Here is a 22,047-nt window from a genome sequence, read left to right on the forward strand (position 1 = left end):
ACGCGCCCTACGCCGGATGGCCCACCCGGTTCACCGTCGTACCGACACGCTCTGACCCCGCCTTTTCCCACGCCCGCTCGCCCGAGCCCCCTCGGCTCGTCGCGCGATCGGGTTGAGTTGCCCGCCCTCGGGGCCGTCAGCCTTCCTCCCGGGTTCATCAGCGCTCAGGGTGTGATCATGAGAACTCCGCGACTGCACTCCGTGCACCGTTCCCTCGCGCACTCGGCCGGCGCGACCATCATCGTCCTCGCAGCAGCCCTGACCTCCGCCGCTCCCGTCGCGGCCCTCACCGCCCCGCCGCCTGACCGCCAAGAGGGCCAGACCTCTTCGTGCCACTCGACCCGCGTGCAGAAGCAGGGCCTCGAAGACATCGTGTGGGGTGCCCTGTTCGGACCCCAGAGCATGCAGACCCAGGAGACCCGGTGCGACGACGGCACAGTGGTGGTGGAGAAGGAAGAGAAGGAAGAGACCAGAGGCGTCATGCGGCCCGTGTTGGCCCCCTGACCTGCTGACGCCGCGCCTCCGCCTCGCAGCCGAAGTGGCGCGGGCCTCGGGCGGCCTCGCCCGGCGGTTGGAGTACGGCGAGGGAGCCCTGGGCTCCCTCCTGTACTGGCCTGTACTGGTCTGCGCACCGGCCTGCTCGACGCGGAGAGCCGCCGGACGGCGCCGTCGCCGTACGTCTCTACGAGCGCGCCGGGAGACGGCGGGTCAGCACGCGCGTGAGAGCGCCGTCGTCCTCGACGATGTCCCGAGCGTGTTCGAACCCGATCTTGCCCAACAGACGCAGCGACGCCTTGTTCTCCGCGGTGACGGTGGCCGGACCGCCCACACGTCGAACAGATCCTCGGCGTACACCTTGCTGAAGATCCGCCTGAACAGCGCCCGGTCCTCCGCCTCGGCAGCAGGCCCGTCACCCATCCACCGGGACACCCTCCTGTCCTGGAACAGTGCGACGAAGGCCTCTTCGTCGTCCGGGCCGTAGGGGTCGAGAATCAGGCGCCGGGTGCGCAGCGTCGGGGGCATGCCGGGGGACGCTACCCACGGGGCCACGGGGCGGCAATCGACTTTCGTCCGCACCCCATGCACGGTGGCGGGGGCCGAGGGCGCCACCGGGCCGGAACGACTCGCCGGACCCACCCGTCGGCGTACAGATCCAGCACCTCGACCCGGTACCCGCCCTCGCGCAGGGACCGAGCCACTGCGGTCATCTGGGCGGTGCCGAACAAGGGGGGCTCGGAGTGCGCGTGGACGATCAGGGCGGTGGGCACGGCGGTGGTGCGACGTCAGAGAGTGGTGCCGATCGCCCGCGCCGGCTCCGCCGGCCGCCCCTCGTCGCGCCGGTGGTGGGTCCACTTGCCCATCCTGGTGGGGCGCACCAGCCCCGCCCGTTCGAGCGTGCTCATGTAGCTGGAGACCGTCGACTGGGAGAGTCCCGCCGTCGCCTGGATGCGCGTGACACACACGCCGACCGTCCGACATACCACGATATGTCGATGCCGACGGACCCCCGCAGAACTGCTGCCGGCGCCGGTCTCACCGCCGCAGGCTGTAGCTCACCATCGACGCCCCCACCACCGATCCGAACGCCGGCAACAGGAACTGCGCGAAGGCCTCCCAGCCCCAGATGATGCCCGCGCACGCCGCCGTGATGTTGATGGCCAGGGACATGATCCACAGGGCGACGCTCTGGGCCTGGGGTGACATCGTTCCTCGTCGTCATTCGGGGCCGGGGGGAATGGAATGGGCGGGGCGGAATCAGCCCGGCCCGGGGCTGGGAAGGGGCCGGAATTCCGGCACGGGTGCCCGGTGCGGCAGGGGAGGGCCGGGCGTGTTCCCACGCGGCGTAGAAGACCCCGGGGCCACGATCGCGTGCTCCCCGGAAATCGCCGGAGCCATCACGAGCAGCGTCAACGTGCCGACGGCGCACAGTCCGACGAGCAGCGCGCCCGCGGTGTGGGCGCGCCGGGGGCCGCTCGGGCCAGGGGGACGCATCAGCATCACGGTCGCTCCGGAATCGAGTCCGCCCCCCCATTTCTCGAACGCCTGAATTCTTCCACGGGAAGGAATCACAAAAGGGGCGACCGGGATGCTTGAACTGTAAAGCTTCGGATCCTCTTGTGAACTCACCGTGAAAGCTGAACCCCTGTGCGCATACTGATCGGTCGCTTTATGTGCCGGTCACCGGCGATCCGCCCCGGCCGCACTGTCGTACCCGGGCGGTACCGTCGGATCATGACCGATCAGGCGGGGGCCGCCCAGGCGGGCGAGCGGCGACTGGCCACGCTGGAAGGCGTACTCGAACGCATCACGTACGCCAACGAGGAGAACGGCTACACGGTCGCCCGGGTCGACACCGGCAGAGGCGGCGGCGACCTGCTCACGGTCGTCGGTGCCCTGCTCGGCGCACAGGTCGGCGAGTCCGTGCGCATGGAGGGCCGCTGGGGCTCCCACCCGCAGTACGGAAAGCAGTTCCACGTCGAGAACTACACGACCGTCCTGCCGGCCACCGTCCAGGGCATCCGCCGCTACCTCGGCTCGGGCCTGGTCAAGGGCATCGGCCCGGTCTTCGCCGACCGCATCACGCAGCACTTCGGCATGGACACCCTCCAGATCATCGAGGAGGAGCCCAAGCGCCTCATCGAGGTCCCCGGCCTCGGCCCCAAGCGGACGAAGAAGATCGCCGACGCCTGGGAGGAGCAGAAGGCCATCAAGGAGGTCATGCTCTTCCTCCAGACCGTCGAGGTGTCCACGTCCATCGCCGTGCGCATCTACAAGAAGTACGGCGACGCCTCCATCTCCGTCGTGAAGAACCAGCCGTACCGGCTCGCCTCCGACGTCTGGGGCATCGGCTTCCTCACCGCCGACAAGATCGCCCAGTCCGTCGGCATCCCGCACGACAGCCCGGAGCGCGTCAAGGCAGGCCTGCAGTACGCGCTGTCCCAGTCCACCGACCAGGGCCACTGCTTCCTCCCGGAGGAGCAGCTGATCAAGGACGCGGTCAAACTCCTCCAGGTCGACACGGGCCTGGTCATCGAATGCCTGGCCGAGCTGGCCGAACCCCCTGAGGACCGCGAGGACCCCGGCGTCGTACGCGAGAAGGTGCCGGGCCCCGACGGCGGCGAGCCCGTCACCGCGATCTACCTCGTCCCCTTCCACCGCGCCGAACTCTCCCTCTCCGCCCAGCTGCTGCGCCTCCTGCGCACCGACGAGGACCGCATGCCGGGCTTCCGGACCGTGGCGTGGGACAAGGCGCTGGGCTGGCTGAAGGGGCGCACCGGCACCGAGCTCGCGCCCGAGCAGGAGGCCGCCGTCAGGCTGGCCCTGACCGAGAAGGTCGCCGTCCTCACCGGCGGCCCGGGCTGCGGCAAGTCCTTCACGGTCCGCTCGATCGTGGAGCTGGCCCGTGCCAGGAAGGCGAAGGTCGTGCTCGCCGCCCCCACGGGCCGGGCCGCCAAGCGCCTGTCCGAGCTCACGGGCGCCGACGCCTCCACCGTCCACCGCCTGCTGGAGCTCAAGCCCGGCGGCGACGCGGCCTACGACCGGGACCGTCCGCTGGACGCCGATCTGGTCGTGGTCGACGAGGCGTCCATGCTGGACCTGCTGCTCGCCAACAAGCTGGTGAAGGCCGTCCCGCCGGGAGCGCACCTGCTGTTCGTGGGGGACGTCGACCAGCTGCCCAGCGTCGGCGCGGGGGAGGTGCTCCGCGACCTCCTGGCCGACGGGGGCCCGATCCCCGCGGTCCGTCTCACACGGGTCTTCCGGCAGGCCCAGCAGTCCGGTGTGGTGACGAACGCGCACCGGATCAACGCCGGACAGCATCCGGTCACGGACGGCATGAAGGACTTCTTCCTCTTCGTCGAGGACGACACCGAGGCCGTCGGACGGCTCACCGTCGACGTGGCCGCCCGTCGCATTCCGGCCAAGTTCGGGCTGGACCCGCGCCGGGACGTCCAGGTCCTCGCCCCCATGCACCGCGGCCCGGCCGGCGCGGGCGCCCTCAACGGCCTGCTGCAACAGGCCGTCACACCGGGCCGCCCCGACCTGCCCGAGAAGAGATTCGGCGGACGGGTGTTCCGCGTCGGCGACAAGGTCACCCAGATTCGCAACAATTACGAGAAGGGCGAGAACGGGGTCTTCAACGGCACCGTCGGCGTGGTCACCTCGCTCGACCCCGTCGACCAGCGCCTGACGGTGCTCACGGACGAGGACGAGGAGGTGCCGTACGAGTTCGACGAGCTCGACGAGCTTGCCCACGCGTACGCCGTGACGATCCACCGCTCCCAGGGCAGCGAGTACCCGGCGGTCGTCATCCCGGTCACCACGAGCGCCTGGATGATGCTCCAGCGGAACCTGCTCTACACGGCCGTCACCCGGGCCAAACAGCTGGTCGTCCTCGTCGGTTCGCGCAAGGCGATCGGCCAGGCGGTGCGCACGGTTTCGGCGGGCCGGCGGTGCACGGCACTCGACTTCCGGCTCGGTTCAACGAAAAATGATCGATCAAACGAGTCGTGAAGGTCACAAGACACTTCCAGAAGGGGAACGCAGGGGGCAGGATGAGCAAGTTGGCGGCACTCAGTGCCGTCAATAGGCCCGATGGTCGACCCCGAGTGCACTCTCCTGAGCCAAGTGGGGGATGGTAGAGACAGTCAGGGCAACCTCGAAGATGAGGCACAACGTCGGTGAGGGAAGACGTGAGCGACAACTCTGTAGTACTGCGGTACGGCGACGGCGAGTACACCTACCCGGTGATCGACAGCACCGTCGGTGACAAGGGCTTCGACATCGGAAAGCTCCGCGCCCAGACCGGTCTGGTGACGCTGGACAGCGGTTACGGCAACACGGCCGCGTATAAATCCGCCGTCACGTACCTGGACGGCGAAGCGGGCATCCTGCGGTACCGCGGCTACCCGATCGAGCAGCTGGCCGAGCGCTCCACCTTCCTGGAGGTCGCCTACCTGCTGATCAACGGCGAGCTGCCGACCGTCGACGAGCTCTCGGTGTTCCAGAACGACATCACGCAGCACACCCTGCTGCACGAGGACGTCAAGAACTTCTACAAGGGCTTCCCGCGCGACGCCCACCCGATGGCGATGCTCTCCTCGGTCGTCTCGGCGCTGTCCACGTTCTACCAGGACAGCCACAACCCGTTCGACGAGCGCCAGCGCAACCTCTCGACGATCCGCCTGCTCGCCAAGCTCCCGACGATCGCCGCGTACGCGTACAAGAAGTCGATCGGTCACCCGTTCGTCTACCCGCGCAACGACCTCGGCTACGTCGAGAACTTCCTGCGCATGACCTTCTCGGTCCCGGCGCAGGAGTACGAGCTCGACCCGACCGTGGTCTCCGCGCTCGACAAGCTGCTGATCCTGCACGCGGACCACGAGCAGAACTGCTCGACGTCCACGGTCCGCCTGGTCGGCTCCTCGCAGGCGAACATGTTCGCCTCGATCTCCGCCGGCATCAACGCCCTGTGGGGCCCGCTGCACGGCGGCGCCAACCAGTCGGTGCTGGAGATGCTGGAGGGCATCCGCGACTCCGGCGGCGATGTCGACACCTTCATCCGCAAGGTGAAGAACAAGGAGGACGGCGTCCGCCTGATGGGCTTCGGCCACCGGGTCTACAAGAACTTCGACCCGCGCGCCAAGATCATCAAGGCCGCCGCGCACGACGTGCTGTCCGCCCTCGGCAAGTCCGACGAGCTGCTGGACATCGCGCTGAAGCTGGAGGAGCACGCGCTCTCCGACGACTACTTCGTCCAGCGCAGCCTCTACCCGAACGTCGACTTCTACACGGGTCTGATTTACCGGGCCATGGGCTTCCCGACCGAGATGTTCACGGTCCTGTTCGCCCTCGGCCGGCTGCCGGGCTGGATCGCCCAGTGGCACGAGATGATCAAGGAGCCGGGCTCCCGCATCGGCCGCCCGCGCCAGATCTACACGGGCGTGGTCGAGCGCGACTTCGTGCCCGTCGAGGAGCGCTGAGCCACAGCACCGCTTCGGCCCCCGTATCCGCTTGCCGGGTGCGGGGGCTTTCGCGTGTGGGGGGCGCGCTTCGCATGATCCCTCACGTGATTTCTTACGCAATGAAGAAGGCGCCCCGGCGTCGGTCCCCCCACGGGCCGACGTCCAGGGCGCCTTCCCAGTCCCGGTACGGATTCCCCCCACGGGATCCGGCCGGGCGTCTGTGAGGACAGCGCCTGAATCGCTGGTGAGCAGAACGAGCAAAACTCGTCGTACTGCTGGGGTGATGCATTACCGCTGTGGTGTGCGCTCTGCCGGGACAGCGCACGCCCGGGAGGGCCGCTCAAAGCTTCCCGGCGTACGTGCCCCGGCAACGCATCTCTGGAGAAGTCCCCCAAGACATCTCCAGATGCCAGGTGGCGCCCCCCAAGACGCTCCCTGACATCGTCAACTTAGACCTTCGAACCCCTTCGATGGTTACGTTCGCATCACTGTGATCTGCGCCTCTTGCATATGTCCGTTAGCTGCGCAAGAGCCCGGATATGCCGACCGGGACCCAAGCGTAAGGATGATGCGCGAGCCTTGTGAAGAGCTTATGTGAGCCCGGCCCGGGACTCCAGAGGGGCTCAAATCACGTTCGCCGTGAACTTAGGTGGAATTCGGGGGACTTCACCGGAATGTCCGCAGCCGCAGGCTGTTCGTGACGACGAAGACCGACGAGAACGCCATCGCCGCTCCCGCGATCATCGGGTTCAGCAGGCCCGCGGCGGCCAGCGGCAGCGCCGCCACGTTATAGCCGAAGGCCCACACGAGATTGCCCTTGATCGTGCCCAGGGTCCGGCGCGAGAGCCGGATCGCGTCCGCGGCCACCCGCAGATCGCCGCGGACCAGGGTCAGATCGCCCGCCTCGATCGCCGCGTCCGTGCCGGTGCCCATGGCCAGACCGAGATCGGCGGCGGCGAGCGCCGCCGCGTCGTTGACGCCGTCGCCCACCATCGCGACGACCCGCCCCTCGGCCTGCAGCCGCCGCACCGCGTCGACCTTGTCCTCGGGGAGGACCTCGGCCACCACCGTCTCGATCCCCACGGCCGCGGCCACCGTCTCGGCCACCGCACGGTTGTCCCCGGTCAGCAGCACCGGCGTGAGCCCCAGGGCGCGCAGCTCGCGCACGGCCTCGGCACTGGTCTCCTTGACCGCGTCCGCCACGGCCAGAACGGCCTGCGCCGTCCCGTCCCAGCCGGCCAGGACGGCCGTGCGCCCGGCCCGCTCGGCCTCGTCCCGCGCGCGGGCCAGCTCCGCCGGCACGTCGTCGAAGAGCCGCCCCACGGCGACGTCCCGGCCCTCCACACGCCCGCGTACGCCCCGCCCGGGGACGTTCTCGAACCCGTCGATCTCGGGGAGCCGCCCGGCCCTCTCCTCGGCGCCCAGCGCGATCGCACGGGCGACGGGATGCTCGGAGGCGTGCTCGACGGCGCCGGCCAGCCGGAGCACCTCCTTCTCGTCGGTGCCCTCGGCGGCGTGGACCTCCTGGAGGGTCATCCGGCCGGTGGTGACCGTGCCGGTCTTGTCCAGGACGACGGTGTCGACGCGGCGCGTGGACTCCAGCACCTCCGGGCCCTTGATGAGGATGCCGAGCTGGGCGCCGCGGCCCGTGCCGACCATCAGCGCGGTCGGCGTGGCGAGGCCCAGCGCGCACGGGCAGGCGATGATCAGCACCGCGACGGATGCGGTGAACGCGGCGACGCCGTCGCCCGTCAGCCCGAGCCACGCCCCGGCCGTGGCGACGGCGATCAGCAGCACCACCGGCACGAAGATCCCGGCGATCCGGTCGGCGAGCCGCTGCACCTCGGCCTTGCCGTTCTGCGCGTCCTCCACCAGCTTCGCCATCCGCGCGAGCCGCGTGTCGGCACCGACCCGGGTGGCCTCGACGACCAGCCGTCCGGCCGCGTTGACCGTCGCGCCGGTGACCGGGTCCCCGGCCGCCACGTCCACCGGCACCGACTCGCCGGTGAGCATCGAGGCGTCCACGGCCGAGGCGCCCTCGACGACCGTGCCGTCGGTGGCGATCTTCTCCCCGGGCCGTACGACGAACCGGTCGCCGACGGCCAGCCGCTGCGCCGGGATCCGCACCTCGCGCCCGTCCCGCAGCACGGCCACGTCCTTCGCGCCCAGTTCCATCAGCGCCCTGAGCGCCGCTCCGGCACGGCGCTTGGAGCGGGCCTCCAGCCAGCGGCCCAGCAGGATGAAGGCGGTGACGCCGGAGGCGACCTCCAGGTAGATCGAGGAGGCGCCGTCGCCGCGCGAGACCGTGAGCTCGAACGGGTGCCGCATGCCCGGCATGCCCGCGTCGCCGAGGAACAGCGCCCACAGGGACCAGCCGAACGCGGCCAGGGTCCCGAGGGAGACCAGGGTGTCCATCGTGGCGGCGCCGTGCCGGGCGTTCGTCCAGGCGGCCCGGTGGAAGGGCAGCCCGCCCCAGACGACGACCGGCGCGGCGAGGGTGAGCGAGAGCCACTGCCAGTTGTCGAACTGGAGCGCCGGGACCATCGCCAGGAGGATCACGGGCACGGCGAGGGCGGCGGAGACGGCGAGACGCCCGCGAAGGGCCGTCAGCCCGGGGTCCTCGTCCTCGGCGGCGGAGGCCTCCTCCCGCGAGGGCGCGGGCTCCTCGGCGGTGTACCCGGTCTTCACGACGGTGGCGATCAGATCGGCGACCTCGGTGCCCTCGGGGCAGGTGATCCGGGCCTTCTCCGTCGCGTAGTTCACCGTGGCCGAGACGCCGTCCATCCGGTTGAGCTTCTTCTCGACGCGGGCCGCGCAGGAGGCGCAGGTCATCCCGCCGATGAGCAGCTCGACCTCGGCGAGGGCAGGCTCGCGACCGGCCGGTGCCTGGGCGATGGTGCTGGTCATGTCCTCACTCCAGGAGATGCGGGGCGCCCGGGGAAACGGAACGGGCCGTACGGGCCGGGGCGGCGGCCGTACGGCCCGTACACGGTTACGAGTGCCAGGTCTGGTGCGTCTCAGGCCCGGCCGGCCAGTTCGAAACCGGCCTCGTCGACGGCGTCGCGTACGGCCTTGTCGTCGAGCGGGGCCGCGGAGACGACGGTGACCTCGCCGGTCTTGGCGACGGCCGTCACCGAGCTCACGCCGGGGATCCGGGAGATCTCGCCGGAGACCGCGCCCTCGCAGTGTCCGCAGCTCATGCCGCTCACCTGGAAGACGGTGGTGACGGGGCCCGTGGTGTCGGTCTGGGCGGTCATGTCGTTACTCCTCGTCGAGGCATGTGGGGCTGTGGGGCCCGCTGGGGACCCGCATACCCCACTGTACCCCTAGGGGGTATCGGTTCACGACGCCCGCCGCCGACGCGGCGCCCGGGCCGGCGGCGCTCCCCGGCCCCCCGCTAGCGTGCCCCGAGGCGCCGCACGCCCGGGCGCCGGGGCACCCCGTGCCCCCCGCGGGACCGGGCACGGCATGAGCGAGAGGCGGGTGGAGCCATGCGGGCCGTGGTGTTCGAGCGGTACGGGGAGGCTGCCGAGGTGCGGGACGTCCCGCACCCGGAGCCCGCGGAGCACGGGGTCGTCGTGCGGGTCGAGGCCACCGGGCTGTGCCGCAGCGACTGGCACGGCTGGCAGGGCCACGACCCCGACATCACGCTGCCGCACGTGCCCGGGCACGAACTCGCCGGGGTCGTCGAGGCGGTGGGCGCCCGGGTGACCGGCTGGCGGCCCGGGGACCGGGTCACCGTGCCGTTCATCTGCGCCTGCGGCACCTGCCCGTCCTGCGCCGCGGGCGACCACCAGGTGTGCGAGCGCCAGACCCAGCCCGGCTTCACCCACTGGGGCTCCTTCGCCCAGTACGTGGCACTGGACCACGCCGGCGTGAACCTCGTGGCGCTGCCCGGGGAGCTGTCCTTCGCGACGGCGGCCTCGCTCGGCTGCCGGTTCGCCACGGCGTACCGGGCGGTGGTGCGGCAGGGACGGGTCGCGGCAGGGGAGTGGGTCGCGGTGCACGGCTGCGGCGGGGTAGGGCTCTCGGCCGTGATGATCGCGGCCGCGGCGGGCGCACGGGTCGTGGCCGTCGACGTGTCGCCCGGCGCCCTGGACCTGGCGCGCAGGTTCGGGGCGGCGCGGTGTGTCGACGCGGCGGCCGTGCCGGACACCGCGGCCGCGGTCCGCGAGCTGACCGGCGGCGGTGCCCACCTCTCCCTCGACGCCCTCGGCTCGCCCGGCACCTGCGCCGCGTCCGTGAACGGCCTGCGCCGCCGCGGCCGGCACGTCCAGGTCGGCCTGCTGCCCTCCCCGTCCGGCACGACCCCCGTGCCGATGGCCCGCGCGATCGCCCTGGAACTCGAACTCCTCGGCAGCCACGGCATGGCCGCGCACGGCTACCCGCCGATGCTGGAGCTGGTCCGCAGCGGCGTGCTCCGCCCCGACCTGCTGGTGACGTCCACGATCACCCTGGACGAGGCGCCCGCGGCTCTGGCGGCGATGGGGACCGCGCCGGGAGCGGGGGCGACGGTCATTCGACCGTGGAGCTGACGGTCGTCGGACCGTGGAGCTGACGCACCCGCGAACGGCCGTGCCCCACGCGGCGGTGGGGCACGGCACCGAGGCAGGGGGGCGGGTCAGTCGGCTCTTCGGCGGTTGCCGGGCCTGGAGGCGACCCAGGCCCGGACCGTGTCGGCGTACCAGTAGGGCTTGCCGCTCTCGACGTGGTCGGGCGGGGGCAGCAGCCCGTGTTTGCGGTAGGACCGCACGGTGTCGGGCTGCACCCGGATGTGCGCCGCGATCTCCTTGTAGGACCAGAGCCTTCGGTCGGTCATGACGTGCACCTCCCCGCGCGCACCGCGGCGGCGGCCGTGGACGGCCGTCCGGGGGAGCCGGGCGCTGCGCTGGCGATCAACAAGCCTGTGCCCGGTCAACGACGCTCGGTGATACGGGGCAGGGCCTGTGCGCCGGGTGTGACGGAAGACCCGCGTACTCGCGACACGCGTGACACGAGGGAGGTGTTTGTGACACAGCCGCGGCACATGGGCGGGCCCCGGCGTCGGCGGGGTGTCTTGACACGGGCCCGGACGAACGGAAAGCGCTGTCATGATCTGGTCCGAATGTCTGGACAAAACATTGACAGGGCCTCGAGAGGGGGCTACAAAACCGGGGAGAGCCGAGCATCGAGGGGACACCGATGGCGTACGACCTGATCACCATGGGGCGGATCGGAGTGGATCTGTATCCGCTCCAGACCGGCGTCCCGCTGCCGCAGGTCACGTCCTTCGGCAAGTTCCTCGGCGGCTCGGCGAGCAATGTCGCGGTGGCCGCGGCCCGCCTGGGACGGCGCGCGGCGGTGATCACCCGCACCGGCGACGACCCCTTCGGCACCTACCTCCACGAGGCCCTCAAGGGCTTCGGCGTGGACGACCGCTGGGTCACCCCGGTCCCCGGCCTGCCCACGCCGGTCACCTTCTGCGAGGTCTTCCCACCGGACGACTTCCCGCTGTACTTCTACCGGCGGCCCAAGGCCCCCGACCTGGAGATCGACGCCCACGAGCTCGACCTCGACGCCATCCGCGACGCCCGGGTCTTCTGGGTCACGGGCACGGGCCTGAGCGAGGAGCCGAGCCGCACGGCGACCCTCGCGGCCCTCGCCCACCGCGCCAAGGCCGGCACCACGGTCTTCGACCTGGACTGGCGCCCGATGTTCTGGACCGACCCGGAGGCCGCGCGGCCCTTCTACACAGAGGCCCTGCGCCACACCACCGTCGCCGTCGGCAACCTCGACGAGGTGGAGGTCGCCACCGGCGTGCGCGAACCCCACGCCGCCGCCCGCGCCCTGCTCGACGCGGGCGTCGAACTGGCCGTCGTCAAGCAGGGCCCCAAGGGCGTCCTCGCGGTGAACAGCGCCGGCGAGAGCGCCGAGGTCCCGCCGCTGCCGGTGAACGTCCTCAACGGACTCGGCGCCGGCGACGCCTTCGGCGGCACCCTCGTCCACGGCCTGCTGGCCGGCTGGGACCTGGAGAAGACCATGCGGCACGCCAACGCCGCCGGTGCCATCGTCGCCTCCCGCCTGGAGTGCTCCTCCGCGATGCCCACGCCGGACGAGATCGAGGCGGCCGTCACCGCGGGGGCCGTCCAGTGACCGTCGACGTCTGCGAACTCGTCCGCCTGCGCAGCCACCGCCCGGAGGCGATCGCCGAGGCCGCCGCCCGCCGCCCCCGTCGGCCGCTGCTGAACGGCGACGGCCGCCTGATGATCGTCGCCGCCGACCACCCCGCCCGCGGCGCCCTCGGCGTCGGCGGCCGTGCCCTCGCCATGGCCAACCGAGCCGACCTCCTCGAACGCCTCTGCCTGGCCCTGTCCCGCCCCGGCGTGGACGGCGTCCTCGCCACCGCCGACATCCTCGACGACCTGCTCCTGCTCGGCGCCCTCGACGGCAAGGTCGTCATCGGATCGATGAACCGCGGCGGCCTCCAGGGCGCCCGCTTCGAACTCGACGACCGCTTCACCGGCCACCGCCCCGAGGACATCGAGCGCCTCGGCTTCGACGCGGGCAAGCTGCTCCTGCGCATCGACTACGACGACCCCGGCTCGCTGACCACCCTGGAGTCCACCGCCCGGGCCGTCGACGCCATGGCCGCCCGGCGGCTCCCCGTCTTCGTCGAGCCGTTCATCAGCCACCGCGACGAGCGGGGCCGGCTCCGCAACGACCTCTCCGCCGAGGCCGTGACCAAGTCGATCGCCATCGCCTCGGGCCTCGGCGGCAGTTCCGCCTACACCTGGCTCAAGGTCCCGGTCACCGACAACCCCGACGACATGGCAGAGGTCATGGCGGCCTCCACGCTGCCCGCCGTACTGCTGGGCGGCGAGGTGGGCGACGATCAGGACGGGGCGTACGAGAAATGGCGCGGCGCCCTCCAACTGCCCACCGTGTGCGGGCTGGTCGTGGGACGTTCGTTGCTGTACCCGGCGGACGGGGACGTGACCGCCGCCGTGGACACCGCCGTCGGACTGCTGTGAGGGCCGCCTCATGACCACCCACACCTTCACCGCGGGCGACAGCACAGAAGACCGATTTCTCCCTCTCCCGGGCAGGTCCCGGGCCCAGATCGCCTCCGGCGCGGGAGGCCGCTTTGCTTTGGCAGGAGCGAAGAGCGAGCGACAACTCCCCGCCCGCTACGGCCCCGCGCCGGAGGTCCCCCGCACGAGGCGTCCCACCGCGAAGGAGCGGGCGCCCGCGCACGGCGTGAACGCCCGCCGCGGCCGACGCGTACCCGTGACCACCCCGAGGGAGGGACGACGATGACGTCGACGACGAGGCTGACGGTCGCACAGGCGCTCGTGCGCTTCCTGTCCGCCCAGTACACCGAGCGCGACGGCGTCCGGCAGCGGCTCATCGGCGCCACCTGGGGCATCTTCGGCCACGGCAACGTCGCCGGCATCGGCCAGGCGCTCCTGGAGCACGCCGAGCAGATGCCGTACCACCAGGGCCGCAACGAACAGGCCATGGTGCACGCGGCGGTCGGCTACGCCCGCCAGTCGAACCGCCTGTCCACGCACGCGGTGACGACCTCCATCGGCCCCGGCGCCACCAACCTCGTCACCGGTGCCGCCCTCGCGACCATCAACCACCTGCCGGTGCTGCTCCTGCCCGGTGACATCTTCGCCGGCCGCCCCGCCGACCCGGTCCTCCAGCAGCTCGAAGTCCCGTACGCGGGCGACGTGTCGGTCAACGACTGCCTGCGCCCGGTGTCGAGGTACTTCGACCGGATCACCCGGCCCGAGGCCCTGATCCCCTCGGCGCTGAACGCGATGCGCGTCCTCACCGACCCCGTCGAGACCGGTGCCGTCACCCTCGCCCTGCCCCAGGACGTGCAGGCCGAGGCATACGACTGGCCCGAGGAGTTCTTCGCCGAGCGCGTCTGGACCGTACGGCGTCCCGGCGCCGACCCGGCGGAACTGGCCGAGGCGGTACGGATCATCCGCTCGGCGAAGAGGCCTCTGGTCGTCGCGGGCGGCGGCGTCCACCACAGCCGCGCCGAGGACGCCCTCGCCGAGTTCGCCGAGACCACCGGCATACCGGTCGCCTCCACCCAGGCCGGCAAGGGCTCCCTGCGCCACGACCACCCCCAGGACGTCGGCGGCGTCGGCCACACCGGCACCGCCACCGCGGACGAACTCGCCCGCACCGCCGACCTGGTGATCGGCGTCGGCACCCGCTACACCGACTTCACCACCGCCTCCGGCACGCTGTTCAGCAACCCGGACGTCCGGTTCCTCAACCTCAACATCGCGCCCTACGACGGCCACAAGCTCGCCGGACAGCCCCTGGTCGCCGACGCCCGCAGCGGCCTCCAGGAGCTCACCGGCGCACTCCGGATGCACGCCCACCGGGTCGCCGGCACCTACGCCACCGAGTACACCGAGGACAAGGAGCGCTGGGAGCAGCGCGTCGACGCCTGCTACGAGGTGGACGAACCGGACACGCGCCCGACCCAGCCGCAGGTCCTCGGCGCCCTGGACGAGATCGCCGACGAGTCGGACATCCTGATCAACGCCGCCGGCTCCCTCCCCGGCGACCTGCACAAACTGTGGCGGACCAGGTCGCCCGACCAGTACCACCTGGAGTACGGCTACTCCTGCATGGGCTACGAGATTCCCGCCGCCATCGGCGTGAAGCTGGCCGCTCCCGACCGGCCCGTGTGGGCGCTGGTCGGCGACGGCACGTACCTGATGATGCCGACGGAGATCGTCACGGCCGTGCAGGAGGGCGTCGCGATCAAGGTCCTGATCGTCCAGAACCACGGCTACGCGTCCATCGGCGGCCTGTCGGAGTCGGTGGGCGGCGAACGGTTCGGCACCGCCTACCGCTACCCCTCCGAGGACGGCTCGTACACCGGGCCGCCGCTGCCCGTGGACCTCGCCGCCAACGCGGCCAGCCTCGGCATGCGCGTCCTGCGCGCGAAGACCGTCCGGGACCTGCGGGAGGCCCTCGCCGAGGCCCGGGCGGCCGACACTCCCACATGTGTCTACGTCGAGACCCAAACGGCAGACACAGTGTCGGGCGCGCCTCCCGCGCAGGCCTGGTGGGATGTACCCGTGGCCGAGACCGCGACACGGCCGTCCGCGGTCAAGGCACGTGAGCTGTACGAACGGCACGTCTCCACCCGACGCCGCCATCTGTGAAGGAGTTCCCGGCCATGACGAAGATCGTCAACCACTGGATCGGCGGCAAGACCGTCGAAGGCGCCTCGGGCACGCACGGGCCGGTGACCGATCCGGCGACCGGCGAGGTGACGACGAAGGTCGCGTTCGCCTCGGTCGACGAGGTGGACGCGGCGGTCGCCGCCGCCAAGGAGGCCTACCTGACCTGGGGCCAGTCCTCGCTGGCCCAGCGCACCTCGATCCTGTTCACGTTCCGGGCGCTGCTGGACGCCAACCGGGACGCGATCGCCGAGCTGATCACCGCCGAGCACGGCAAGGTCCACTCCGACGCCCTCGGCGAGGTCGCGCGCGGCCTGGAGATCGTCGACCTCGCCTGCGGCATCAACGTGCAGCTGAAGGGTGAGCTGTCCACGCAGGTCGCGAGCCGCGTCGACGTCGCCTCGATCCGTCAGCCGCTCGGTGTCGTCGCGGGCATCACCCCGTTCAACTTCCCGGCGATGGTGCCGATGTGGATGTTCCCCATCGCCATCGCGTGCGGCAACACCTTCGTGCTGAAGCCGTCCGAGAAGGACCCCTCGGCCTCGCTGAAGATCGCGGAGCTGCTGTCCGAGGCGGGCCTGCCCGACGGCGTCTTCAACGTCGTCCACGGCGACAAGGTGGCCGTGGACCGCCTGCTGGAGCACCCGGACGTCAAGGCCGTCTCCTTCGTCGGCTCGACCCCGATCGCCCGCTACATCCACACCACCGCCTCCGCCAACGGCAAGCGCGTGCAGGCCCTCGGCGGCGCCAAGAACCACATGCTGGTCCTGCCCGACGCCGACCTCGACGCGGCCGCCGACGCCGCCGTGTCGGCCGCCTACGGCTCCGCCGGCGAGCGCTGCATGGCCATCTCCGCGGTCGTCGCGGTCGGCTCGATCGGCGACGAACTGGTGGAGAAGATCCGCGAGCGCGCCGAGAAGATCAAGATCGGCCCGGGCAACGACCCCACCTCCGAGATGGGCCCGCTCATCACCAAGGTCCACCGCGACAAGGTCGCCTCCTACGTCGAGGGCGCGGCGGCCGAGGGCTGCGAGGTCGTCCTGGACGGCACCGGCCACACGGTCGACGGCTTCGAGAACGGCCACTGGATCGGCATCTCGCTGCTCGACAAGGTGCCCACGTCCGCCAAGGCCTACCAGGACGAGATTTTTGGTCCGGTGCTGACCGTGCTGCGCACCGAGACCTACGAGGAGGCCCTGGACCTGATCAACGCCTCGCCGTTCGGCAACGGCACCGCGATCTTCACCCGGGACGGCGGCGCGGCCCGCCGCTTCCAGCTGGAGGTCGAGGCCGGCATGGTCGGTATCAACGTCCCGATCCCGGTCCCCGTGGGCTACCACTCCTTCGGCGGCTGGAAGGACTCGCTCTTCGGCGACCACCACATCTACGGCAACGACGGCACGCACTTCTACACCCGCGGCAAGGTCGTCACCACCCGCTGGCCCGACCCGGCCGACGCCCCCGCGGGCGTGGACCTGGGCTTCCCGCGCAACCACTGAGGCGCGAGAGGCGAGAGTTTTTTCCGGGGGCTCCCTGCGGTTACCGCAGGGAGCCCCCGCCCTGTTCCCGTCGACCTCCGCTTCTCAAAACGACAGCGAAGGCGGGTTTCTGCTGCGGATTTCGTAGGCAAACAGCCATTGACGTGCTGCTTTCGTCGGGGTGTGATGCTGCGCAGTTCACCGCCGAGCCGATGGGAACCGCCGCATGACCGACACGCTCCGCCCCGTCGAGACAGACGTCGCGCAGGCGCCGGACAGTCACCCCGGGAAGCTCAAGCGCTCCATCGGAGTCGTCGGCGGCACCCTCCTCACCCTCTCCTGCGTGACCCCCGCCTCCACCCTGTTCGTGGTGGTCCCCGACCTGTTCGGCTCGCTCGGCACCGCCACCGCCCTCACCATCGCCATCGGCTCGCTGCTCTGCGTCGCGGTGGCGTTCTGCTACTCGGAGCTGGGCACCCTCATCCCCAGCGCCGGCGGCGAGTACGCCATGGTCTCGACGATGGCCGGACGCCTCGCGGGCTGGCTGGTGTTCGTGCTCTCCCTGCTGGTCGTGATGATCGTTCCGCCGGTCATCGCGATGGGCACGGCCGACTACCTCGCCCCCCTCGTCCACCTCGACCCGTCCTGGACAGGCGCCTCGGTCATGCTCCTCGCGACCCTGGCCGGTCTGCTCGACCTGCGCGCCAACGCCTGGATCACCGGTGTCTTCCTGGTCCTGGAGGTCATCGCGGCGGCCGTGGTGGCGGTCCTGGGCTTCAGCCACGCGGAACGAGGCCCGGACAGCCTGGTCTCGATGGAGGTGGCCGGCCCGAGCGGCGCCCCGGACACCGTCACCGCCCTCCTGGTGGTCTCCGGCCTCGCCATCGCCCTGTTCGTCACCCAGGGCTTCTCCACCGCGGTCTACCTCTCCGAGGAACTGGAGAACCCGCGTCGCTCGGTGGCCCGTACGGTCCTCGCCACGCTCGCCATCTCCACCGTGATCATCCTGGTCCCGGTCGCCGCCATCACCCTCGGTGCCCCGGACCTCGCCGCCCTGACCGGCGGGGACATCTCCGCCATGGTCACCGCCTGGTCCAACTCGGCCGTCGGCACGTTCGTCAGCCTCTGCGTGGCCCTCGCGATCATCAACGCAGGGATCGTCATGGTCATCCAGAACTCCCGCGTCCTGTTCGCCTCGGCCCGCGACAAGGCCTGGCCGGAGCCGGTCAACGCCCTCTTCTCCCGCCTCGGCCGCTTCGGCTCCCCCTGGGTCTCCACCCTCGCCGTGGGCGTCCCCGGCGCGGCCCTGTGCTTCGTGAACCTGGACACCCTCTACGGCGTCACGGGCGTCTCGGTGACGGGCATGTACCTGCTCGTCGCGATCGCCGCGCTGCTGTCCCGCCGGGGCCACCACAAGCACACCCAGGCCTGGCGCATGCCCCTGTGGCCGGCGGCCCCCCTCCTCCTCATCGTGGTCCTGCTCTACATCCTGATCCAGCAGGAGACGACGTATCTCCTGTGGACAGGCGGCATCACGGCGGCGGCGACCTTGTACTGGGCGCTGTACCTGCGCCCGCGGCCGGAGACCCGCTGGCTGGTGTCCGTTCCGGAAGAGTGAGTGGCTGCCCCCCAGGGGGGCGCGGGGAACTGCGCGAACAGCCACGACGAACCCCGCACACGGCCGATCACAGAACCCGCCGAGCTCCGAGCCGTACACCACCCGCAGTACGCCGAAAACTCCGTGTACACCCCTGGAAGGCCCCGCACTTCGGCCTCCGGTCGACAACTCATCGACAGCTTCACCCCGTACCGTTGACGCATGGATCTTCGACTGCCCGGACTCAACGGGCTGCTTCGGAGGCCCCGGAGGCTCCTCGCCGCCGGGGCCGCCGTCGTCGTCCTCGCGGGCGCGGGCACGTGGACCGCCGTGGCGAACGACGACGTGCCCCCGGTCCACCACGAGGACCGGACCCTGCCCACCGGCGACGGCATCCGCATCGACACCTCCTTCTTCACCTCCGGAGGAGACCGCCGCCGCCCCGCCGTCCTGCTCGGACACGGCTTCGGCGGCAGCAAGAAGGACGTGCGGCAGCAGGCCGAGGACCTCGCCCGGGACGGCTACGCGGTCCTGACCTGGTCGGCCCGCGGCTTCGGCAAGTCCAGCGGCAGGATCGGCCTGAACGACCCCAAGGGCGAGGTCGCCGACGTCTCGAAGCTCATCGACTGGCTGGCGAAGCAGCCCCAGGTCGAGCTCGACAAGAAGGGCGACCCCCGCGTCGGCATGGCCGGCGGCTCCTACGGCGGCGCGATAGCACTGCTCACGGCGGGCCACGACAACCGTGTCGACGCCATCGCCCCGGCGATCACGTACTGGAACCTCGCCGACGCCCTCTTCCCGAACGGCGTGTTCAAGAAGCTTTGGGCCGGCATCTTCGTCAACTCCGGCGGCGGCTGCGAGAAGTTCGAGCCGGCGTTGTGCCGGATGTACGAGCGGGTCGCCGAGTCGGGCACACCGGACGCCGAGGCGCGCAAGCTGCTCGAAGAGCGCTCCCCGTCCGCCGTCGGCAAGGACATCAAGGTGCCGACCCTGCTGATGCAGGGCCAGTCCGACTCCCTCTTCCCCCTCGGCCAGGCCGACCAGGCCGCGAAGGCGATCCGCGCCAACGGCGCCCCCGTCGACGTCGACTGGATCGCGGGCGGGCACGACGGCGGCGACATGGAGACCGGCCGGGTCGAAGGCCGCGTGACGTCCTGGTTCGACCGCTACCTGAAGGACGACAAGGGCGCCGACACCGGCCCCGCCTTCCGCGTCACCCGCACCCTCGGCCAGGGCTCCGGCGACGGCGAACCCCGCCTGACCGGCGTGACCTCGGACCGCTACCCCGGCCTGGAGGCCGAGCAGCGCTCCATCGCCCTGGCAGGCCGCGAGCAGAGCTTCGACAACCCGCCCGGCGCCAGCCCGCCCGGCATCTCGGCCCTGCCCGGTCTCGGCGGCGCCGGCGGCCTCAGCCAGCTCTCCACGCTCGGCATCGGCGTCTCCCTCGACTTCCCCGGCCAGTTCGCCGCGTTCGAGTCGAAGCCCTTCGGCGAAGACGTCCAGATCACCGGCTCGCCCACCGCCACCGTCCACGTGAAGTCCACCGGCGACGACGCCGTGCTCTTCGCCAAGCTCTACGACGTCGGCCCGGGCGGCGGCAGGCAGCAGGTGCTGCCCTCCCAGCTCGTCACGCCCCTCAAGGTCGAGGGCGCCAAGGCCGGCAAGGACGTCACCCTCACCCTCCCGGCGATCGACCACGAGGTCGACGACGGCCACCGGCTGCGCCTGGTCCTCGCCTCGACGGACCTCGGCTACGCCTCCCCGGTCTCCCCGGCCACGTACACCGTCTCCCTCAAGGGCGATCTGAAGGTCCCCTCGGCCCTCGGTCAGCGCGACACCCAGGGCGGGCTGCCCGCCTGGGTGTGGTGGATGCCCATCGCCGGCGCCGTGATCGCCTCGGCCCTGATCATCACGGGCCGCCGTCGCACCGCCGCCCCCGCCCCGCCCGCCCCCGAGCTGGCCGAAGTCCCCCTCCAGATCACGGACCTCACCAAGCGGTACGCGAAGTCCACCGACCGGTACGCAGTCAAGGACCTCTCCTTCCGCGTGGAGAAGGGCCAGGTCCTCGGACTGCTCGGCCCCAACGGAGCGGGCAAGACGACCACCCTGCGCATGCTGATGGGCCTGATCAAGCCCGACGGCGGCGAGATCCGCGTCTTCGGCCACGCCATCAGCCCCGGCGCCCCGGTCCTGTCCCGGGTCGGCGCCTTCGTCGAGGGCGCGGGCTTCCTGCCGCACCTGTCCGGCCGCGAGAACCTGGAGCTGTACTGGCGCGCCACCGGCCGGCCCGCCGAGGACGCGCACCTGGAGGAGGCCCTGGAGATCGCGGGCCTGGGCGACGCCCTCGCCCGCGCGGTGCGCACCTACTCCCAGGGCATGCGCCAGCGCCTCGCCATCGCCCAGGCCATGCTCGGCCTGCCGGACCTGCTCATCCTCGACGAACCGACCAACGGTCTCGACCCGCCCCAGATCCGCGAGATGCGCGAGGTGATGATCCGCTACGCCGCCGCCGGCCGCACGGTCATCGTCTCCAGCCACCTCCTCGCGGAGGTCGAGCAGACCTGCACCCACCTGGTCGTGATGGACCACGGACAGCTCGTCCAGGCCGGTCCGGTCGCGGACATCGTCGGCTCGGGCGACACCCTCCTCGTCGGCACGGCCACGCCCGTGGACGAGCCCGTCGTGGAGAAGGTCACCGCGCTGCCGGGCGTCGCCTCGGCCGTGCGCACCGACGAGGGCCTCCTCGTCCAGCTCGACGCCGACGGCTCCCCGCAGCGCCTGATCGCCGAACTCGTACGGCTGGACGTGCCGGTGCGGTCGGTCGGCCCGCACCGCCGCCTGGAGGACGCCTTCCTCACCCTGATCGGAGCCGAAGCATGAGCACGCTCGCCGAGCCGCCCGTCGAGGTCGCCGACGGCTACCGCGCGGGCCGCACCCTGCCCTTCCGCGTCGAGCTGGTCCGGCAGCTGAAGCGGCGCCGCACGATGGTCATGGGCGGTGTCCTGTTCGCCCTGCCGGTCATCCTGCTCATCGCCTTCCAGGTCGGCGGCGACCCGGGCGGCAACAACAACCGCGTGAACCTCATGGACACGGCGACCGCGTCCGGGGCCAACTTCGCGGCGGTCAACCTCTTCTCCGCCGCCGGCTTCCTGCTCGTCATCCCCGTCGCCCTGTTCTGCGGCGACACCGTCGCCTCCGAGGCCAGCTGGTCCTCCCTGCGCTACCTGCTCGCGGCCCCCGTGCCCAGGGCCCGGCTGCTGTGGTCCAAGCTCGCCGTCGGACTCACCCTGAGCCTCGCGGCGATGGTCCTGCTTCCGGTCGTCGCCCTCGCCGTCGGCACGGCCGCCTACGGCTGGGGCCCGCTCGAACTCCCCACCGGGGGCAGCCTGTCCACCGGTACGGCGGCCCAGCGCATCCTGATCGTCGTCGCGTACATCATGGTGTCCCAACTGGTCACCGCCGCCCTCGCGTTCTGGCTGTCGACCCGGACGGACGCCCCGCTCGGCGCGGTCGGCGGCGCGGTGTTCCTCACCATCATCGGCAGCGTCCTCGACGAGGTGACGGCCCTCGGCGACTGGCGCCACTTCCTGCCCGCGCACTGGCAGTACGCCTGGCTCGACGCCGTCCGGCCCCAGCCGGAGTGGTCGGACATGATCCAGGGCACGTCGATCTCCGTAACGTACGCGCTCGTGCTGTTCGCCCTGGCCTTCCGCGGTTTCGCCCGCAAGGACGTCGTCTCCTAGGTCAACGGAAGATCACCCACCGGTCTCGAAGGGCCGCCCCTGTGGCTGCTTCGAGACGCTTCCGCAACCCCC

General features: G+C 71.3%; 16 protein-coding genes and 2 pseudogenes. 12 read left to right on the forward strand and 6 right to left on the reverse strand.

The features are described from left to right. Positions 1-177 precede the first annotated feature (177 nt). Positions 178-504 (forward strand): hypothetical protein, encoded by a 327-nt coding sequence (locus tag IE153_RS06390; RefSeq protein ID WP_229828864.1) that lies wholly within the window; start codon positions 178-180, stop codon positions 502-504. Positions 505-682: 178 nt separating this feature from the next. Here the strand turns inward: IE153_RS06390 and IE153_RS06395 are convergent. The 3 genes and pseudogenes from IE153_RS06395 to IE153_RS06405 all read right to left on the reverse strand — a co-directional run bounded on the left by IE153_RS06395 (position 683) and on the right by IE153_RS06405 (position 1,704). Beyond that, positions 683-1,023 (reverse strand): annotated as a pseudogene (locus IE153_RS06395) (GNAT family N-acetyltransferase). A 260-nt stretch (positions 1,024-1,283) separates the two neighbouring features. Next, positions 1,284-1,463 (reverse strand): ArsR/SmtB family transcription factor, encoded by a 180-nt coding sequence (locus IE153_RS06400; protein WP_438817901.1) that lies wholly within the window; start codon positions 1,461-1,463, stop codon positions 1,284-1,286. 70 nt (positions 1,464-1,533) lie between these two features. Further along, the gene (locus tag IE153_RS06405) at positions 1,534-1,704 is read right to left on the reverse strand and encodes a hypothetical protein (RefSeq protein WP_189588782.1); all 171 of its coding nucleotides are present in this window, start codon (positions 1,702-1,704) and stop codon (positions 1,534-1,536) included. A gap of 528 nt (positions 1,705-2,232) precedes the next feature. On the opposite strand from IE153_RS06405, the gene recD2 reads away from it, so the two are divergent. Further along, positions 2,233-4,512 (forward strand): SF1B family DNA helicase RecD2, encoded by a 2,280-nt coding sequence (gene recD2, locus IE153_RS06410; RefSeq protein ID WP_189588783.1) that lies wholly within the window; start codon positions 2,233-2,235, stop codon positions 4,510-4,512. A 179-nt stretch (positions 4,513-4,691) separates the two neighbouring features. Then, positions 4,692-5,981 carry a citrate synthase gene (locus IE153_RS06415; protein WP_189588784.1) on the forward strand — a complete coding sequence of 430 codons (1,290 nt, stop codon included), beginning with the start codon at positions 4,692-4,694 and terminating at the stop codon, positions 5,979-5,981. A gap of 648 nt (positions 5,982-6,629) precedes the next feature. On the opposite strand, the gene IE153_RS06420 is transcribed toward IE153_RS06415, so the two are convergent. After that, positions 6,630-8,870 carry a heavy metal translocating P-type ATPase gene (locus tag IE153_RS06420; RefSeq protein WP_189588785.1) on the reverse strand — a complete coding sequence of 747 codons (2,241 nt, stop codon included), beginning with the start codon at positions 8,868-8,870 and terminating at the stop codon, positions 6,630-6,632. A 110-nt stretch (positions 8,871-8,980) separates the two neighbouring features. Further along, positions 8,981-9,220, reverse strand: coding sequence for a heavy-metal-associated domain-containing protein (locus IE153_RS06425; RefSeq protein ID WP_189588786.1), 240 nt, complete (start codon positions 9,218-9,220; stop codon positions 8,981-8,983). Positions 9,221-9,454: 234 nt separating this feature from the next. Between IE153_RS06425 and IE153_RS06430 the strand changes: the two genes are divergently transcribed. After that, positions 9,455-10,498, forward strand: a complete 1,044-nt coding sequence (locus IE153_RS06430; RefSeq protein WP_189588787.1) for a zinc-dependent alcohol dehydrogenase family protein — start codon at positions 9,455-9,457, stop codon at positions 10,496-10,498. A gap of 86 nt (positions 10,499-10,584) precedes the next feature. Here IE153_RS06430 and IE153_RS06435 read toward each other — a convergent pair whose 3' ends face one another. Next, positions 10,585-10,782, reverse strand: a complete 198-nt coding sequence (locus tag IE153_RS06435; RefSeq protein WP_097216749.1) for a helix-turn-helix transcriptional regulator — start codon at positions 10,780-10,782, stop codon at positions 10,585-10,587. A gap of 362 nt (positions 10,783-11,144) precedes the next feature. Here IE153_RS06435 and iolC point away from each other — a divergent pair, with 362 nt between their 5' ends. The 8 genes and pseudogenes from iolC to IE153_RS06470 all read left to right on the forward strand — a co-directional run bounded on the left by iolC (position 11,145) and on the right by IE153_RS06470 (position 21,975). Beyond that, positions 11,145-12,095, forward strand: a complete 951-nt coding sequence (gene iolC, locus IE153_RS06440) for a 5-dehydro-2-deoxygluconokinase (protein ID WP_189588788.1) — start codon at positions 11,145-11,147, stop codon at positions 12,093-12,095. Continuing rightward, positions 12,092-12,973, forward strand: a complete 882-nt coding sequence (locus tag IE153_RS06445) for a Cgl0159 family (beta/alpha)8-fold protein (RefSeq protein WP_189588789.1) — start codon at positions 12,092-12,094, stop codon at positions 12,971-12,973. Before iolC ends, IE153_RS06445 begins: the two co-directional genes overlap by 4 nt. Positions 12,974-13,046: 73 nt before the next feature. Beyond that, positions 13,047-13,154 (forward strand): annotated as a pseudogene (locus IE153_RS41490) (5-deoxy-glucuronate isomerase); the annotation flags it as partial. Positions 13,155-13,255: 101 nt separating this feature from the next. Further along, entirely contained in the window at positions 13,256-15,139 is a 1,884-nt protein-coding gene (gene iolD, locus IE153_RS06450; protein ID WP_189588790.1) for a 3D-(3,5/4)-trihydroxycyclohexane-1,2-dione acylhydrolase (decyclizing), read from the forward strand. Between the two features lie 14 nt (positions 15,140-15,153). After that, positions 15,154-16,656, forward strand: a complete 1,503-nt coding sequence (gene mmsA, locus IE153_RS06455; protein WP_189588791.1) for a CoA-acylating methylmalonate-semialdehyde dehydrogenase — start codon at positions 15,154-15,156, stop codon at positions 16,654-16,656. A gap of 205 nt (positions 16,657-16,861) precedes the next feature. Continuing rightward, positions 16,862-18,253: an APC family permease gene (locus IE153_RS06460; RefSeq protein WP_189588792.1), complete on the forward strand. Its 1,392-nt coding sequence runs from the start codon at positions 16,862-16,864 to the stop codon at positions 18,251-18,253. Positions 18,254-18,454: 201 nt separating this feature from the next. Further along, positions 18,455-21,112, forward strand: a complete 2,658-nt coding sequence (locus IE153_RS06465; RefSeq protein WP_189588793.1) for a CocE/NonD family hydrolase — start codon at positions 18,455-18,457, stop codon at positions 21,110-21,112. Then, entirely contained in the window at positions 21,109-21,975 is an 867-nt protein-coding gene (locus tag IE153_RS06470; RefSeq protein WP_189588794.1) for an ABC transporter permease, read from the forward strand. Before IE153_RS06465 ends, IE153_RS06470 begins: the two co-directional genes overlap by 4 nt. The last annotated feature ends 72 nt before the right edge of the window (positions 21,976-22,047 follow it).

This window comes from Streptomyces massasporeus, from assembly GCF_014648995.1.
GTDB lineage: Bacteria > Actinomycetota > Actinomycetes > Streptomycetales > Streptomycetaceae > Streptomyces > Streptomyces massasporeus.